This is a genomic window from Abyssibius alkaniclasticus (assembly GCF_020447305.1).
Classification (GTDB): Bacteria; Pseudomonadota; Alphaproteobacteria; order Rhodobacterales; family Rhodobacteraceae; genus Abyssibius; species Abyssibius alkaniclasticus.
Genome location: NZ_CP095732.1, coordinates 1404351 through 1419988, shown reverse-complemented (window position 1 = coordinate 1419988; position 15638 = coordinate 1404351). Strand labels below are relative to the sequence as shown.

Below are 15638 nucleotides of genomic sequence, written 5' to 3'. Positions count from 1 at the left end.
TGCACTGCGCCGGAATGTTGCTGCAAAGCAACGTGAACAAACAGCGCCAAACTCCCCAATGAGGAATTCGCGCAATCTGTTCAAGCAAGGAAAAGTTTGGTGAGCCCGGCGGGATTCGAACCCACGACCCACTGATTAAAAGTCAGTTGCTCTACCAACTGAGCTACAGGCCCGACCGAGGCTGCTTCTAGTGGCGGGTGGCCAAAGCGTCAAGCGGAAAATCCCAAGTTTTTGCATTGGAATTTCATCCTCTGGAACATCGCGACAGATCGGCGTATACGGGGCGCATGAATATGGGTCAAAAATCGGCGCTGCGTTTTGCCAAGATGCACGGGCTGGGGAATGATTTTGTGGTGGTGGATGCGCGTCGCTCCAGTGCCACGATCACCCCTGCGCTGGCGCGTGCGCTGGGAGACCGGCATCGGGGCGTGGGGTTTGACCAGTTGGCGGTTATCCGCAATGGCGCGGGCGTTGCCGCCGAGGTGGATTTCTGGAATTCCGATGGCAGCACGGCGGGCGCTTGCGGCAATGCCACGCGCTGTGTGGCGCAGATGCTGCTGGCCGAGTCCAGTGCCGAAAGCCTGACCCTGCGCACCGAGCGCGGCGATCTGGCCTGCGCGCTTGCGCCCGGCGGGCTGGTCCGCGTGAATATGGGCGCACCTGTGCTGCACTGGGCCGATATTCCGCTGGCGCAAGATGTCGATCTGAATGCGCTGCCGCTTGCGGGGCGCGCGGGCACTGCCGGCATGGGCAACCCGCATTGCGTGTTTATTGTTGCCGATGCCGACGCGGTTGATCTGGCCGTAGAGGGGCCGAAATACGAGCATCATCCGCTGTTTCCGGCCCGCACGAATGTGGCATTCGTGCAGGTAATCGACCGTTCGAATTTGCGGATGCGGGTGTGGGAACGGGGCGGCATGGTCACGCTGGCTTGTGGCTCGGGTGCCTGCGCGGCGGCGGTTGTCGCCCATCGCATGGGGCTGGCCGAGGCCTGTGTCGACATCCAGCTTGACGGTGGCACACTCAATATCGACTGGCGCGAAGATGGCGTCTGGATGACCGGCCCCACGGCGCATGTATTTGACGGCATTCTCACCCCCGAAATGATGGCGCTGGCATGAGCGCGCCGAAATTCGAAACCTTTGGCTGCCGCCTGAACGCCTATGAAACCGAGGCGATGAAAGACCTTGCGACCGGGCTTGATGATGCCGTGGTGATCAACACCTGCTCGGTTACAGCCGAAGCCGTGCGCCAGGCCCGCCAGCGCATCCGCCGCATCCGCCGCGAACAGCCCGATGCGCGGATTATCGTGACAGGTTGCGCCGCACAGACCGAGCCTGAGACTTTCGCCAGAATGGCCGAGGTCGATCTGGTGCTTGGCAATTCCGAGAAGATGGACCCGGCCACATGGGCGGCCATGAAATCGCCCGACTTTATTGGCCAAAGCGAAAAGGTGCTGGTTGATGACATCATGGCCGTGCGCGAAACCGCTGGCCATTTGATTGACGGTTTCGGCACCCGCAGCCGCGCCTATGTGCAGGTGCAAAACGGCTGTGACCATCGCTGCACCTTTTGCATCATTCCTTACGGGCGCGGCAATTCACGCTCGGTGCCCGCTGGCGTGGTGGTCGAGCAGATCAAGCGGCTTGTGGGGGCGGGCTATAACGAGGTCGTGCTGACCGGCGTTGATATGACAAGCTGGGGCGCGGACCTGCCCGCGCAGCCCCGTCTTGGCGACCTTGTGCAGCGCATTCTGAGGCTGGTGCCAGACCTGCCGCGCCTGCGGATATCCTCGATCGATTCGATCGAGGCGGATGCGGCGCTGATTGATGCTATTGCCACGGCCCCCCGCCTGATGCCGCATTTGCACCTGTCGCTACAGGCGGGCGATAACATGATTCTGAAGCGCATGAAGCGGCGGCATATGCGCGAAGACGCCATCCGCTTTTGCGCCGATATGCGCCGTGTGCGGCCCGATATTGTGTTCGGGGCCGATATTATTGCGGGCTTTCCCACCGAAACCGATGAAATGTTCGAAAACTCGCTGGCTTTGGTGAAAGACTGCGGGCTGACCTGGCTGCATGTTTTCCCCTATTCGGCCCGCAAGGGCACGCCCGCGGCGCGGATGCCCGCGGTAGACGGCGCCGCGATCAAGGCGCGTGCGGCGCGGCTGCGCGCGGCTGGCGCGGCGGCGGTCGCCCGGCATTTGCAGGCGCAGATCGGCGCGCGGCACAATATTCTTGTGGAAAGCCCGCGCATGGGCCGCACCGAGGGGTTTACCGAGGTGGATTTTGACACCGACCAGCCCGTGGGGCAGATCGTGCAACATGTCATTACCGGCGCATCGGCGGCACGGTTGCGCGTCGCCTAGGCGGGGTTTTCGGGCTGAAACGTCGTATCCATGCTGTTGTTGTCGGGGCCACGCCGCTAGGCTGGCCGCAAACAGCAAAAGGTGCGCCGCATGACCGCGTTTTCAACCGAGATTTTCCAGCACGCAACGCTTGACCATGTGGCACACAACCCCGGCCCCGGCGATGCCATAGAAACGGTGCTGCCACGGGGCGATTTTGCAGCCGCGGTAGACGAAATCCGCACATGGCCGGGCTATGCGCCCACTCCGCTGCACAGGCTTGATGCGCTGGCCGCCCGCCTTGGGCTTGGCGGCATTCATTACAAGGATGAAGGCCCGCGCTTCGGACTTGGCAGCTTCAAGGCGCTGGGCGGTGCCTATGCCGCGCTGCGGCTGTTGCAGCGCGAGCTTACAGCCATGCGCGGCCATGAGGTCAGCGCCGCCGACATTCGCGCAGGCCGGTATAAGGCGGCTGTTGCGGGCATCACGCTGGTCTCGGCCACCGATGGCAACCACGGCCGTTCGCTGGCCTGGGGGGCGCAGATGTTCGGCGCACCCTGCCGCATTTACATCCATAAGGATGTGAGCGCCGGTCGGGCTGATGCAATGGCCGCGCTTGGTGCCCATATCACGCGGATTGACGGGGATTACGATGCCTCGGTCGCGCGGGCGCGCAAGGATGCTGAAGACAACGGATGGTTTGTGGTCTCCGATACCTCGTGGCCCGGCTACAGCCAGCCGCCCCGCGATGTGATGGCCGGATACGGGATGATGCTGGCCGAGGTCACGGCCGCCATGCCCACCGCCCCCAGCCATGTATTCGTGCAGGCGGGTGTGGGCGGGCTGGCGGCAGCCGTGGCTGCGGCGCTTGTGCAGCATTGGGGCGCGGATGCGCCGCGCATTGTGGTGGTGGAACCGGCCTTGGCCGCCTGCCTGCTGGCATCGGCCAAGGCGCAGGCGGCGCGCAGCGTGGCGATTGACGCGGAAACCATTATGGCGGGCCTGTCCTGTGGCGAGCCTTCGCCACTGGCCTGGCAGATCCTCAGCCAGTGCGTGCAGGATTTCCTGACGATCGAAGACAGTCTTGTGCCGCCCACCATGCGGCTTCTGGCGCAGCCCCTGCCGGGTGATGCCGCCATAGATGCGGGCGAATCCGCCGTTGCCGGGCTGGCGGCGCTGATCGCCGCAAGCCAGCAGCCCGAATTGGCCGGCGCGCTGGGGTTGAAGGCGGATTCAACCGTCCTGCTCATCGGCTCGGAAGGGGTGACCGATGCGACGATTTTCAGCACCATCATGGCCGGTGTCTGAACATGGCCCCGCCGCGCGGCTTTGCATATCAGGAGTTCGAGGCGCGCACCGCCCGCGCCCAGGCGGCAATGGCCAGGCGCGGCGTCGAGGGTGTTTTGCTGACATCCGAGGCCGAAATCCGCTATTTCAGCGGTTTTCACACGCTGTTCTGGCAAAGCCCGACCCGGCCCTGGTTTCTTTATCTGCCCGCCAGCGGCAAGCCCATTGCCATCATCCCCGAAATTGGCGCAGCCCTCATGCGGCGCGGCTGGCTAAAGGATATTCGCACATGGGCCGCCCCCTGCCCGAAAGATGACGGCATTTCGCTGCTGGTCGACCTGCTGGCGCCACTGGCGGCGCGCGGTGCAACGCTGGGGCTGATGATGGGGCATGAAACGCATTTGCACATGCCGCTGGCGGATTATCAGCGCCTGCTTGAAGCCCTGCCGGGGCTGAAACTGGCCGATGTTACGGGCGAGGTTCAGGCGCTGCGCTGGGTCAAATCGCCCGCCGAAATTGCCAAAATCGCGCATATTTGCGGCATTGCCGGGCAGGCCTTTGCGCAGGCCGATGCGCTGTTTCATGAAGGCCAGCCGCTGGATGAGGCCTTTGCCGCCTTTCGCATTGCCTGCCTGAAGTTGGGGGCCGATGATGTGCCCTATCTTGTGGGCGGTGCGGCACAGGGCGGCTATGATGATGTGATCTCGCCACCCACCGCCGCCCCGCTGCGGGCCGGCGATGTGCTGATGCTCGACACGGGCGCCACATTCGATGGCTATTTTTGCGATTTTGACCGCAATTTCGCGATGGCCCGCGCCGATGATGCCAGCCGCCGCGCCTATGATGTGCTGTTTGCGGCAACCGAGGCGGGGCTCGATGCCGCCCGCCCCGGTGCAACCTGTGCGGCGGTTTTTGCCGCCATGCAGCGCGTGATTACCCGCCACAGCCCCGATGCAGGCGCGGTCGGGCGGTTGGGCCACGGGCTGGGTATGCAGCTGACCGAACAGCCCTCGCTTGCCGGGTTTGATACCGGCATTTTGCAGGAAAACATGGTCATCACGCTCGAACCCTCGCTCAGCTATGGCGCTGGCAGGATGATGGTGCATGAGGAAAATATTGTCGTGCAGAACGGCGCGCCCCGGCTGCTGAGCCCGCGCGCGCCCGCCGCGCTACCAATAATCGGGGGGCGGGCAATAATCGGGGGGCGGTCATGAAGCTGGCCTTTTCGCTGGACAAGGGCAGCGGCGCGCGCGCCCGTTTCGGGCTGATCGTGCTGCAGGCCGATGAGACGATCGAGCCGGAATTTGCCCGCATGTTGGGCGCACCGGGCGTGGCCCTGCACCATACGCGCATTCGCATGGCCCCGAATATCACGACAGAGTCGCTGATCACCATGCAGGCTGAAATTCCGCTGGCGGCAGCCATGCTGCCGGCCACGCGCTTTGATGCGGTCGGCTATGCCTGCACATCGGGCGCCACGGTCATTGGCCCCGAAAACGTGGAAACAGCGGTTAAGGCAGGCTGCGATTGCGCGCATGTTTCCGACCCGCTCAGCGCCAGCATCGCCGCGCTGCACCACATTGGAGCGCGCAAGATTGCCTATATCAGCCCCTATGTCGAAACGGTCACGGCACTGATGCGCGCGCGGCTGTCTGCGGCCGGACTTGAGGTTGCGACCTTTGCCTCGTTCGAGGAAAGCGATGATCGCATCGTCTCGCATATCAGCCAGGCCGATCTGCTGCAGGCCATTGTGCAGATCACGGCAAAAGCCCGTGTGGATGCGGTGTTTGTCTCCTGCACCAACCTGCGCGTTCTGGACATTCTGGCCGAGGCCGAGGCGCTGACCGGCAAGCCGGTCGTTTCCTCCAACACCGCGCTGGCATGGCATATGTGCAGGCTTGCAGGGCTTGGCGCCATGCCCATCGGGCCGGGGCGGCTGTTGCAGCGCCGCGCAAAAGAAAAGGGCTAAACGCGGTTGCGTCTAGCCCGGAATTCGAGTGGCGGACTGGGGAGGATTCGAACCCCCGACCCCTTGATTCGTAGTCAAGTGCTCTATCCAACTGAGCTACCAATCCACTGTGTGGGGTATTTAGCGAGGCGACGGGCGGAGTGCAAGGGTCAATTTCCGCCCTTGGCCATTGAATCGGCGGGCAGGCTCAGGCGGAAGGTGGTGCCGCTTGCGCCGGTCTCGATCAGTTCAAGCGTGCCGCCATGATTGCGGCTCAATTCTGCGGCGATGGCCAGGCCAAGCCCGGTGCCGCCCTTGCGCGCCGAACCCTCGAACGGGCGAAAAAGCTTGTCCCGCGTGCGCAGCGGCAGGCCGGGGCCGGTATCGGTCAGAAAAATTTCGGTCATCGCGCCGTTTTGCGCGGCTTTGATGGTAATGCGCCCCGGCTGGCCGGCATTGACAATCGCTTCGCAGGCATTGCGCACAAGGTTGGACAGGATGCGGAAAAGCTGCTCGGAATCTGCATTCACCCGCAAACCTTCATCAATTTCGGCGCTGATAACCAGATTATCCGGCGCGTGCAGCGATTCTGAGGAAACAACCTCGTCCACCAACGGCGCGAGCGCGACCAGCCTGAGCCTGGGGGCGGGCTCTTCGGCGCGGCCATAGGTAAGCGTGTGTTCGCACAGGTTGATGGCGCGGCTGAGCGAGGCCAGCAGCTTGGGGCTGACACGGGCAACGGTCGGGTCTGCGCTCTGCTCCAGCCTGTCGGCAAGAAGCTGTGTGGTGGTCAGGATATTGCGCAGATCATGGCTGACGCGGGCCACCGCCCCGCCAAGCTGAGCCAGCCGCTCTTTCTGGCGCAGCAACTGGCTGAGCTGGGTTTGCAGCTCGCACAGGCTTGACTCAGCCTCGCGCAGCTCGATCACTGTCGAGCTTGGCGAAATCAGCAGGCTTTGGTCTTCGGGGTTTTCGCGATAGGCGCGCATATTTGCCACGACACGGCGGATGGGCCGCACCATCAGGCTGCGCACGGCCCAGAACAGCAGGCCCGCCGTCATCAGCGAAATGGCGAGCGACAGCAGGAACACGTTCCAGCCATAGGTCAGCATGGCGGCGCGCAGGGGCGCTTCGCGCAGGGTTGTTTCAATCTCGTAGCCCGCATTCTTGACGGGCTGGCCGATGATGCGGATTGTCCGGTCCTGCCCGATGAACATTATGCGCATGGCATCGCGGATCAGGGTAATCGCGCCCGGATCGCGAATATCGAAGGTTTCGTCGATCGGGTCGGTCATCGGCGAGGACAGGATGAGTTCGCGCAGATCATTGCGCCGCAGCACGATATTCATCACCTCGGCATTGGCGAGCAACTCATCGGCCAGTTCGGGCGCGACCATTTCATCGGGCGTGGCGAGCAGCGCAAGCGTGGCAAGCTGGGCAAGTTCAAGCCGGCCCTGCAGGTAGGTCAGGCGAAATCGCGCGACCGATGGCACGAAAATAAAGACCTCGGCCAGCATGACAAAGCCGATTGTCAACAGCAAGAAACGGCCTGTAAGCGTGCGGAACAAATGGCTAACCCGGATTATTTCGCACCAAGCGTAAAGCGCACAGCCCATGCGCACAAGACATGGCTGAAAGCCGACCCTGTGTTTGGCTTAAAACCGCTGCACAAGGCGCACGATGCGCTTGACCCATTTGCTTTCAAACAGGCGGGGGGTAAAATACGCCCCGGCTGCGCGCTTGTTCAATTCGCCCAGCGTTGGATAGGGTGAAACCATGCCCGCAACCGCCGACAGCTTGAGCTTGGCAGACATGGCCAGCGCCCAGACATTGATAAGCTCGCCCGCTTGCGCCCCGGCCACCGCCGCCCCGACCGGCCGGCCCTTATAGGCGAAAACCTTCAGCAGCCCTGCCGTCTGGCCCGTGGCGCGGGCGCGGTCATTCTCGGCATATGGCGCACGCAATATTTCAAGTTTGTCGCCATATTTTTCGCGCGCCTCATCCTCGCTCAGCCCGACGGAAGCCAATTCGGGCGAAGTATATGTCGCTTTGGGGATATGCGCCGTGCTGGCGCGCACCGGCAGGCCAAACAGCGCCGCACGGATGACAAGCCCGGCATGATAGTTCGCCACATGGGTGAATTGCAGCCCGCCCGCCACATCGCCAATGGCAAAAACGCGGCGGTTGGTGCTGCGCAGCCCCGTATTGACCACGATCGCGCCGCTGGCGGTGTCTATGCCCGCCGCCGCAAGGTTCAGCCGGTCGATATTGGCGCGGCGCCCGACGGCCACCAAAAGCTGGTCGCCCTGAAAGCTGCGGCCGTCTTCAAGCCTCAGCGTGATCGCGCCCGCCTTGCCCGACACTTCGGCGACCTTGGCATCTTCAATAATGTCGATACCTTCGTCTTTCAGCGCGCCAAGCACGATGGCGGCCAGTTCGCGGTCATCCCGGCCCAGTGCCTTCAGCCCTTCAAGCACGGTCACCTTGCTGCCAAGGCGGCGATGCGCCTGTGCCATTTCCATGCCGATCGGCCCGGCCCCGATGATCAGCAGGTGCCTGGGCTGGGTTCTGTCCTTGAAAAGCGTTTCATTGGTATGGTGGGGCACATTTTCCAGCCCCTTGATCGGCGGCACAAAGGGTGAAGACCCCGTGGCCAGCACGAAGCGACGCGCGCGGATGGTGTAGCCACCCGCCTGCATTTCGCGCGGGCCGGTAAAGGCGGCATAATCCTCGATCACCTGCACGCCCAGCCCTTGAAAGCGTTCTACCGAATCATGCGGGGCAATGCTGGCGATGACCTTTGCAACATGGTCCTTGGCGGCGGCGAAACCCATGCCCGGCCGCGCGGCGGCAGATAGCAGCGCCTTGGAGGGCACGCAGCCGTAGTTCAGGCAGTCTCCCCCCATTTTATGGCCCTCGACCAGCACAACCGATGCCCCCATCTGCACCGCCCCCGCCGCAACCGAAAGCCCGCCCGAGCCACCGCCGACAACGCAGATATCTGGCGTCAGAAGTTTGCTCATAGCGGCGCCTCTTTGCTGCGGAAACCGCGCAATATGGCCGGCAGTGCCGCCAGCGCCGCCAGCGCCAGAAGCGGGCCCAGCACCGGCCAATCAAAGATGATCCCCAGATTTGGTGTTTCGCCACGGGCAAACACTTCGCCCAGACCCACGCCCACCGAGGTGTAGACCGCCGTGCCGGGGATGATACCCAAAAAGGTGGTGATGAAATAGTTGCGATAGCCTACGCCTAGCAGCGCCGGGGTCAGATTGGCCACAAAGAAAGGCACAATGGGCACAAGGCGCATGATGAACAGGAATGAGATTTCGTTCTGGCGCAGACCCTTTTCAAACCTTGCAATCATGCCATCATTTCCGGACAGCCGCGCATGAAACGCATCGCCAAACCCAAGCCTGACGGCAAAATAGATGGCCGAAGCCCCGAGCGTTGCGCCAAGCACCGTAAGCGCAGTGCCGGCAACCAGCCCAAACAGGAACCCGCCCGCAAGCGTTATGAACACACCGCCCGGAATGGAAAAGCCGACCACCAGAATATAGAGCCCGATATAGACCAATGCCGCGACCAGATAGTTCTGGTCGCGCCAGCCGATCAGTGATTCGCGGTTGTCGGCAAGCGTTTGAAAGCTGAGATAGCCGCCAAACTGCCACCAGGCGAAAACCGCGCCTGCAAGCAAAAGCAGCAAGGGCAGCACGCGCTTTGGAAATCCAGACTTGGGGGCCATTTTCATCCTTGAAATCGTGTTTGGGCAATCTTGTTTGGGCAATCTTGTTTGTCATGTCGGCGTGTTTGGCATGTCGGGCCTAGATTGCCGATATTTCGGGCGAATACAAAGGGGTCTCACGCCGGGTTGATCGGCAGTGCGCAAATGTTTCAGTTTGGCACGGGCAGGCGCAGAAACTTTGGCCGGGGCGAAAGAATTCGCGCGCAATCCGTTGACTTCATGCGCCAGCGCGCCTAAAGACCGGGTTCTGAATTTCTGGTTGCGAATCCCAAGGTTTGGCAGCCCGCCGCGCGTGTTGTGTGGCACGATCTGGAGATACGAGTATGAAACGCACTTTTCAGCCGAGCAACCTTGTTCGCAAACGTCGCCACGGTTTCCGTTCGCGCATGGCCACAAAGAATGGCCGTATCATCCTGGCCCGTCGCCGTGCGCGCGGCCGCAAATCGCTGTCGGCTTAAGGCCGAACCGTCGATCTGACATGACAGAACCGGCGCGGCGGAGGGCTGACCTGCAAGGGGCGGCTGCATCCGCGGCGCCGGTTTTCGCTTGCCCAAAAAACCCAAAACCCCAAAAACCCAGCGTGCTTAAAAAGCGCGCCGATTTTCTGGCCGCATCGCGCGCCCGCCGCCAGGCCAGCCGCGCCTTCGTGCTGCAGGCCCGCAAGCGCGGCCTTGATGACACATCCCCGCAAGATGCGCTGCGCATCGGCTATACCTGTTCCAAAAAGGTTGGCAATGCCGTGGCGCGCAACCGCGCCAAGCGCCGCCTGCGCGCGGCCGCCCAGGCGGTTCTGGCCTGTCACGCCCAGCCGGGTTGGGATTATGTGCTGGTGGGCCGACGCGATGAGACCGCCGCGATTGAATTTGCGCAGCTTTGCGACGATCTGCGCACAGCCCTTGGCAAAATCCACGCGCCGCGCCCGCAAAAGCCGCAAAACGCATGAGCCCGCTGGCCTATATCATCAGCCTGCCGGTGCGCGCTTACCGGCTTGTCGGCAGCCCCTGGGTGGGGCGCAACTGCCGCTACCAGCCCACATGTTCGGCCTATGCACTGGAAGCACTGGCCCGGCATGGTGGCCTTAAGGGCAGCTACCTTGCCGCGCGCCGCATTGGCCGCTGTCACCCCTGGGGCGGGCATGGATATGACCCTGTGCCGGGCAGCGATGAAGACCATGAAAGGGAAAGCGATGCTTGATGACGAGTTTGAGGACGGATCGGAAACCGGCGCCGCCATCCACCCGCTTTTCGCCAATGCCCCCGCCAGCACCGAATTCAGGAAACTGCGCAAACGCATCATCCGCCAGGTGCGCGAGGCGGTGGACAGCTACGGTATGGTCGAGCGCGGCGCGCGCTGGCTGGTCTGCCTGTCGGGCGGCAAAGACAGCTACACCCTGCTGGCAGCCCTGACCGAATTGCAATGGCGCGGCCTTTTGCCGGTCGAAATTCTGGCCTGCAACCTTGATCAGGGCCAACCGGGCTTTCCGGCCACGGTTCTGCCGGAATTCCTGAACAAAATGGGCGTGCCGCACCGGATCGAGTATCAGGATACCTATTCGATCGTGATGGATAAGATCCCCGCCGGGCGCACGTTTTGTGCGCTATGTTCGCGGCTACGGCGCGGCAATCTTTACCGTATCGCGCGCGAGGAAGGCTGCTCTGCCGTTGTGCTTGGCCACCACCGCGACGACGCTTTGGAAACCTTTTTCATGAACCTGTTTCACGGTGGCAAGCTTGCCTCGATGCCGCCAAAACTGGTGAATGACGAGGGTGATCTTTATGTCTATCGCCCGCTGGCCCATGTGGCCGAGGTGGATTGCGAGAAGTTCGCAACCGCGCTGAACTACCCGATTATCCCCTGTGATTTATGCGGCAGCCAGGATGGCTTGCAGCGCCAGCAGGTCAAAGCCCTGCTTGATGAATGGGAGGCGCGCAGCCCCGGGCGGCGGCAGGTCATGTTCAAGGCGCTGACCAATGGCAACCCCAGCCACCTGCTCGATGTGAATATGTTCGATTTTGCCGGATTAACCCGGCCAAATCCGCCCGAAAACCCCAAAACAGCTTGACCTTTCGCGCCCACACCTGTTGAACCAGCCCCAGCAATTTAGACATGCGCACGCCCGTTTGGAGACGAAAATGGAAGACCAGAGCCAGACCCGAAATATGATCCTTGCCGCAGTGCTTAGCCTTGCGGTTATCATTGTCTGGACCATCATGTTCCCCCCGGTTCCTGCTGAAGCTCCGCCCGCGCCCACAGCCTCTGTTGCCGCCGATGGCACGCCGGTTGTGCCGGGGGCCACGGGCACGGCCACAGCACCTGTGATTGCCGCCGACCCCGAAGCCACGCGCGATGTGGCGCTGGCACGTTCCGAACGTTTGCCGATTGTGACCGCCAAGCTGAACGGCTCGATCTCGCTCACCGGCGGACGGATTGATGATTTGCACATGACCGATTACCGCGAAACGCTCGACCCGGGGTCGGATACGGTGACGCTGTTCTCGCCCGCAGGTTCGCCCCGGCCTTACTATGCGGTTTATGGCTGGGCGCCCGGTGCAGGCACCACCCAGCCCCTGCCCGATGCCAACACGGTCTGGAGCGTGGAAAGCGGCGAAACCCTGAGCGAAGATAGCCCGGTGACGCTGGTTTGGGACAATGGCAGCGGCCTTATTTTCCGCCGTGTGATGTCGGTTGACGAAAACTATATGTTCGACGTGGTGCAAACCGTGGAAAACACCACCGATACCGCCGTTCGGATGATGCCCTATGGCATTATTGCCCGCACCGGCACGCCGGAAACCATTGGCTTTTACATTCTGCACGAGGGCGTTGTGCGCGCCCAGGATGGCACGATTGAAGAAATCAACTATTCCGATATGCCCGATTTTACGCAGGTGCCGGGCGATGGCGCTGTCGACCGCGTTGAAGTGGCCGAGAACGGCTGGATCGGCTTTACCGATAAATACTGGATGGCCGCGCTGATCGCCGCCCCCGGCCAGGGCTTTTCCTCGGTCGCCAAATACACCGCCGGCAACGACACCTACCAGACCGATATGCGCCTGCCGGTCATGGAAGTCGCCCCCGGTGCCACGCTGTCCAGCGCCAGTTCGCTGTTTGCCGGCGCCAAGGTCGCCAACACGATCCGCGATTACCAGAATGACCGTGGCATCGCCAATTTCTACGATTCGATCGACTGGGGCTGGTTCTACTTCCTGACCAAGCCGATGTTCTGGCTGCTGACCCAGATTCACAACCTCGTGGGCAATATGGGCCTGGCCATTATCGGCCTGACCTTCGTGATCAAATCGCTGGTCTTCCCGCTGGCCTATAAATCCTATGTTTCCATGTCGCGCATGAAAAAGCTCCAGCCTGAAATGGAAAAGCTGAAAGAGCGTGTGGGCGATGACCGTCAGGCGATGCAAAAGGAAATGATGGCGCTTTACAAGCGCGAAAAGGTGAACCCCGCCTCGGGCTGTTTGCCGATATTGGTGCAGATCCCTATCTTTTTCTCGCTCTACAAGGTGCTGTTCGTCACCATCGAAATGCGCCATGCGCCCTTCTTCGGCTGGATCAAGGACCTGTCCGCGCCCGACCCGAGCAGCTGGCTGAACCTGTTTGGCCTTCTGCCCTATGATGTGGCCTGGGCGCCAACGATCATTTCCATCGGTGTGTTCCCCATCCTGATGGGTGTGACCATGTGGATGCAGCAAAAGCTGAACCCCGCCCCCACCGATAAAACCCAGGCCACGATTTTTGCCTGGATGCCCTGGGTCTTCATGTTCATGCTGGGCACATTCGCCTCGGGCCTTGTGATTTACTGGGTGGCCAACAACACGCTGACCTTCCTGCAGCAGTATTTCATCATGCGCAGCCAGGGCGTGAAGCCCGATATCTGGGGCAATATCCGCAAAAAACCGGCCACGGCAGCAGCAAACTCGCCCGCCAAACCGAAAGAGCGCAAACCCACGGTGCGCAAGTAACAATGGCAAAGCTGGCCCATATCTGGCGCCACCCGATCAAAAGCCACGGGCATGAGGCGGTTGAACGCGCCAGCCTGAAGCCGGGCCAGGGCCTGCCGATGGACCGCGTCTGGGCGGTTATCCACGCCAGTTCGGCTGTGGATGCCGCCGCGCCTGTCTGGGCCTCTTGCCGCAACTTCGTCATCGGGGCGGATGTGGCGGGGCTTGGCGCGATTTCGGCTGCAACCGGCACAGATGGGCGCATCACACTGCGCCACCCGTCGCTGGCTGCCATCACGCTTGATCTGGATGATGCCGCCGACCAGGCCCGCCTGCTGGACTGGAGCCAGCCGCTTATCCCCGCCGCGCGGCCCAAAGCCACCAATGTTGTGCGCCTGCAAACGCATGGCGTTTTCGACACCGACTTCGCCTCGATTTCGCTCAACAACCTTGCCTCGCTAGCAGCCCTGTCTGCAAAGGCTGGGCAGATGATGGATATGCGGCGTTTTCGTGGCAATCTGTGGATTGAGGGTTTGGAGCCCTGGGCCGAACATGGCTGGCCTGGGCGCCAGTTGCGCATTGGCGCGGCCAGCTTTGAAGTGGTGGAACCCATCGCGCGCTGTGCGGCCACAACCGTGAACCCCGAAACCGCGCTGGCCGATGTTGAAACCCCCTATCTTTTGCGCAAGCATTGGGGGCATCGCGATTTTGGCGTTTACCTGCGCGTGATTGCTGCGGGCGATATTGCCCTGAACGATGAACTGGTGCTGCTATGAGCCTGCCCTTCCCGCTTTCCACCGTATCGCCCGCCGATACCGAAGCCGGCCGCCTGCTTTTTGCCGGCGAGGTTGAATTCCTGAAAGGCGTGGTCGCCATGTCGGGCCTGCCCGCCGCCGACCGGCTGGAAGTGTGCTTTGCAGGCCGCTCGAATGTGGGCAAATCCAGCCTGATCAACGCGCTGACCGGGCGCAAGGCGCTGGCGCGGGCCTCCAACACACCGGGGCGCACGCAAGAGATCAACTATTTCACCCTGGGCGATTTTTGCTATCTGGTCGACCTGCCGGGCTATGGCTATGCCAAGGCACCTGTTGCCGTGGTTGCCAAATGGCAGGCGCTGTTGAAAGACTATCTTTCCGGCCGCCCCACGCTGCGCCGCGTTTTCCTGCTGATAGACGGGCGCCACGGTGCCAAGGCCGTGGATGAGGAGATCATGACCATGCTCGGCCGAGCCGCTGTCAACTTTCAGGTGGTCATCACCAAGGCCGACAAACCCGGTGCCGCCGATCTGGCGCGCGCGCTGGATGCCACACGCGCCGTGCTGGCCCGCCACCCCGCCGCCTATCCGGAAATGATCCTGACATCGTCGGATAATGGCGAAGGGCTGGATGTGCTGCGCGCCACGATTGCCGCCATCCGCTAGGCATGGGCGCGTATTTGCCCTAAACCGGATAATGCCGTTTTCTGGAGAGACCAATGGAGAAATCATCGAGCATGAATCGTGACTGGATCGCCACCGCGCGCACATTGTCAGAGGCCCTGCCCTATTTGCAGCGCTATGATGGCGCGACGATTGTCATCAAATTCGGCGGCCATGCCATGAGCGATGCCAAGGCTATGGCCAATTTTGCGCGCGATATCGTGCTGATGCGCCAATGCAATATCAACCCGATCGTCGTGCATGGCGGCGGCCCGCAGATCAACGAAATGCTCGAACGGCTCAGCATCAAAAGCGAGTTTGTGCGCGGCAAGCGTGTGACCGATGCCGCCACGGTTGAAGTGGTTGAAATGGTGCTGGCGGGCAAGATCAACAACCAGATCGTGCAGGCCATCAACGATATGGGCGGCAAGGCTGTCGGCCTGTCGGGCAAGGATGCCAAGCTGATGATCTGCGATGCCGCCAACCCCGAGCTTGGCTTTGTGGGCGATCCGGTCGAGATCAACCCCGGCGTTCTGCAATCGCTTGCCGCATCGGGCTATATTCCGGTTGTGGCCCCCATCGGCATGGGGCGCGGCGGGGAAACCTACAATATCAACGGCGATAATGCCGCCGGCGCAATCGCGGCCGGCATGAAGGCCGACCGGCTGATGCTGCTGACCGATGTGTCCGGCGTAAAGGATGCGGCGGGCGATGTGATTACCCAGCTCAGCCCCGACGATATTGAACGGCTGACCGCCGAGGGTGTGATTGCTGGTGGCATGATTCCCAAGACCGAAACCGCGCTGGCTGCGGTGCGTGGTGGCGTGCGCGCCGTGGTCATCATGGACGGGCGGCGCGCCCATGCGCTTCTGCTGGAGCTTTTCACCGCCCACGGTGCCGGTAGCCTGATCCGCGCCTGATTGCCGCGCTTGCACCCGCGC

Annotated in this window: 16 protein-coding genes and 2 tRNA genes; 13 read left to right on the top strand and 5 right to left on the bottom strand. The window is 62.1% G+C overall.

Going from position 1 to position 15638, the window contains the following annotated elements:
* Positions 1–97 precede the first annotated feature (97 nt).
* Positions 98–173 (bottom strand) — tRNA-Lys (locus tag LGT41_RS07245).
* A gap of 114 nt (positions 174–287) precedes the next feature.
* Between LGT41_RS07245 and dapF the strand changes: the two genes are divergently transcribed.
* The 5 genes from dapF to LGT41_RS07220 all read left to right on the top strand — a co-directional run bounded on the left by dapF (position 288) and on the right by LGT41_RS07220 (position 5606).
* Positions 288–1121 (top strand): diaminopimelate epimerase, encoded by an 834-nt coding sequence (gene dapF, locus LGT41_RS07240; RefSeq protein ID WP_274129447.1) that lies wholly within the window; start codon positions 288–290, stop codon positions 1119–1121.
* Positions 1118–2371: a tRNA (N(6)-L-threonylcarbamoyladenosine(37)-C(2))-methylthiotransferase MtaB gene (gene mtaB / locus LGT41_RS07235; RefSeq protein WP_274129445.1), complete on the top strand. Its 1254-nt coding sequence runs from the start codon at positions 1118–1120 to the stop codon at positions 2369–2371. The genes dapF and mtaB overlap by 4 nt, the downstream gene beginning before the upstream one ends.
* A gap of 90 nt (positions 2372–2461) precedes the next feature.
* Complete coding sequence (locus tag LGT41_RS07230) at positions 2462–3658, top strand: diaminopropionate ammonia-lyase (RefSeq protein ID WP_274129444.1); 1197 nt, start codon at positions 2462–2464, stop codon at positions 3656–3658.
* A gap of 2 nt (positions 3659–3660) precedes the next feature.
* Entirely contained in the window at positions 3661–4851 is a 1191-nt protein-coding gene (locus LGT41_RS07225) for a M24 family metallopeptidase (RefSeq protein WP_274129443.1), read from the top strand.
* The gene (locus tag LGT41_RS07220) at positions 4848–5606 is read left to right on the top strand and encodes a maleate cis-trans isomerase family protein (RefSeq protein ID WP_274129442.1); all 759 of its coding nucleotides are present in this window, start codon (positions 4848–4850) and stop codon (positions 5604–5606) included. The genes LGT41_RS07225 and LGT41_RS07220 overlap by 4 nt, the downstream gene beginning before the upstream one ends.
* Before the next feature lie 29 nt (positions 5607–5635).
* Here the strand turns inward: LGT41_RS07220 and LGT41_RS07215 are convergent.
* The 4 genes from LGT41_RS07215 to LGT41_RS07200 form a co-directional block, all read right to left on the bottom strand.
* Positions 5636–5712, bottom strand: a tRNA-Arg gene (locus LGT41_RS07215).
* Between the two features lie 43 nt (positions 5713–5755).
* Positions 5756–7126 (bottom strand): sensor histidine kinase, encoded by a 1371-nt coding sequence (locus tag LGT41_RS07210; RefSeq protein WP_337993030.1) that lies wholly within the window; start codon positions 7124–7126, stop codon positions 5756–5758.
* Between the two features lie 114 nt (positions 7127–7240).
* The gene (locus LGT41_RS07205; RefSeq protein ID WP_274129440.1) at positions 7241–8608 is read right to left on the bottom strand and encodes a dihydrolipoyl dehydrogenase family protein; all 1368 of its coding nucleotides are present in this window, start codon (positions 8606–8608) and stop codon (positions 7241–7243) included.
* Positions 8605–9327, bottom strand: coding sequence for a TVP38/TMEM64 family protein (locus LGT41_RS07200; protein WP_274129439.1), 723 nt, complete (start codon positions 9325–9327; stop codon positions 8605–8607). Before LGT41_RS07200 ends, LGT41_RS07205 begins: the two co-directional genes overlap by 4 nt.
* 323 nt (positions 9328–9650) lie before the next feature.
* On the opposite strand from LGT41_RS07200, the gene rpmH reads away from it, so the two are divergent.
* The 8 genes from rpmH to argB all read left to right on the top strand — a co-directional run bounded on the left by rpmH (position 9651) and on the right by argB (position 15617).
* The gene (rpmH, locus tag LGT41_RS07195; protein ID WP_274129438.1) at positions 9651–9785 is read left to right on the top strand and encodes a 50S ribosomal protein L34; all 135 of its coding nucleotides are present in this window, start codon (positions 9651–9653) and stop codon (positions 9783–9785) included.
* Positions 9786–9907: 122 nt separating this feature from the next.
* On the top strand, positions 9908–10270 hold the full coding sequence (rnpA, locus tag LGT41_RS07190) for a ribonuclease P protein component (protein WP_337993029.1): 363 nt from the start codon (positions 9908–9910) through the stop codon (positions 10268–10270).
* On the top strand, positions 10267–10521 hold the full coding sequence (gene yidD, locus LGT41_RS07185; protein ID WP_274129436.1) for a membrane protein insertion efficiency factor YidD: 255 nt from the start codon (positions 10267–10269) through the stop codon (positions 10519–10521). The genes rnpA and yidD overlap by 4 nt, the downstream gene beginning before the upstream one ends.
* Entirely contained in the window at positions 10514–11389 is an 876-nt protein-coding gene (ttcA, locus tag LGT41_RS07180; protein WP_274129435.1) for a tRNA 2-thiocytidine(32) synthetase TtcA, read from the top strand. Before yidD ends, ttcA begins: the two co-directional genes overlap by 8 nt.
* Before the next feature lie 70 nt (positions 11390–11459).
* Positions 11460–13301, top strand: coding sequence for a membrane protein insertase YidC (gene yidC, locus LGT41_RS07175; protein WP_274129434.1), 1842 nt, complete (start codon positions 11460–11462; stop codon positions 13299–13301).
* A 2-nt stretch (positions 13302–13303) separates the two neighbouring features.
* Positions 13304–14056 carry an MOSC domain-containing protein gene (locus tag LGT41_RS07170; RefSeq protein ID WP_274129433.1) on the top strand — a complete coding sequence of 251 codons (753 nt, stop codon included), beginning with the start codon at positions 13304–13306 and terminating at the stop codon, positions 14054–14056.
* Complete coding sequence (yihA, locus tag LGT41_RS07165) at positions 14053–14700, top strand: ribosome biogenesis GTP-binding protein YihA/YsxC (protein WP_274129432.1); 648 nt, start codon at positions 14053–14055, stop codon at positions 14698–14700. Before LGT41_RS07170 ends, yihA begins: the two co-directional genes overlap by 4 nt.
* 53 nt (positions 14701–14753) lie before the next feature.
* The gene (gene argB / locus LGT41_RS07160; RefSeq protein ID WP_274129431.1) at positions 14754–15617 is read left to right on the top strand and encodes an acetylglutamate kinase; all 864 of its coding nucleotides are present in this window, start codon (positions 14754–14756) and stop codon (positions 15615–15617) included.
* The last annotated feature ends 21 nt before the right edge of the window (positions 15618–15638 follow it).